This window comes from Rhodoferax sp. GT1R46 (assembly GCF_056521285.1).
On sequence record NZ_JBWMBC010000020.1, the window covers coordinates 1 to 1,052 of the forward strand.

General features: G+C 57.1%; 1 protein-coding gene. It reads right to left on the bottom strand.

The window, feature by feature from the left end:
• Positions 1-2: 2 nt before the first annotated feature.
• Entirely contained in the window at positions 3-974 is a 972-nt protein-coding gene (locus AC097W_RS20860; RefSeq protein ID WP_479604556.1) for an IS1595 family transposase, read from the bottom strand.
• Positions 975-1,052 lie beyond the last annotated feature (78 nt).

Consider the following 1,052-nt stretch of genomic DNA (forward strand, 5'->3'; position numbering starts at 1 on the left):
GGCTATGTCACAGTTAAATGTGGAAATTTCCCAAGAGCCATGGCCAGGACGGCTTCCCGAGAGTTGGCGTGGTGGTTGTCCAGGGAACGAAACCAGCCCAGGTAATTGTCTAGGTAGTGGGTGGCAACGCCGTTAAAGCGATTGACCCATTGTTTGAGACGGCTGTGATAGGCGTTGACGTTCTGGATATGGACCGCGCCTTTGACACGGATGCCTGCGCTCAGGTTGATGGCGTCATGGGAGATATCGGCGTCCTGGGCAAAGTAGTGGTAGGTCGGATTGCCATCGCTGACCAGCAACACATCCCTCGCGAGGACGGGCTGCAGGACGGCACCCAATTGCACCTTGGTCATCTGCCCGCGTCCCATGACCCAGTCCAAGGTCTGACCGGTACGGTCCCGGGCAACCAAAACGCAGACCTGCTCGTTCGATAGTCCCGCCTTGCAGGCTTTGCCGCCGCGCCTGCGGGGTGGGCGATTGAGCTGGCGACAGCCCTTGTTGGATTCAAGAAAGTAAGTTTCATCGGCTTCGGTAATGCCTTGCAGCTTGGGAGTACGGTCCTCTTTGAGACTGCGCAGGAAGCGGTGCCGCCAGCGCAGCGTGGTGTTGCGATGCACGCCCAGTGTGGCTGCTGCCTGGCGCAGCGTTTGCGGCTGCACCAGCGCCTCACTGAAATCGAGCCATTTCTCCTTTTTACGCAGCCGTGCCAGCGATGTTCCGGTCAAGGCGTTGAAGGTACGCTTGCAGGTCTGGCAGCGGTAACGCTGCAACCCACTGACCTGGCCGTACCGGTGCAAGGTGGTGCCACGGCAGTGTGGGCAACAACGTACTTGTGTCGAACTTGGCGACTCGATGACAGCGGTCACTTGCTGCTGCCCGTCCTGCTCATCAAGGCGCTTTCTGAGTTGATCGCGTTGGCCCAGGCTGAGTAGCAGTACATCTTCCAGTAAACCAATAAAAGTCTCGGCATTCATGGCAACCTCCCAAGCTGGATATCGCTTCACTCTACAAATTGTTGGGCTTAATTTCAACAATTAATGAGGACATAGCCT

Coding starts and splice junctions, on each gene's coding strand:
- AC097W_RS20860 (WP_479604556.1), bottom strand. CDS start 974: ATGAATGCCGAGACTTTTATTGGTTTACTGGAAGATGTACTGCTACTC.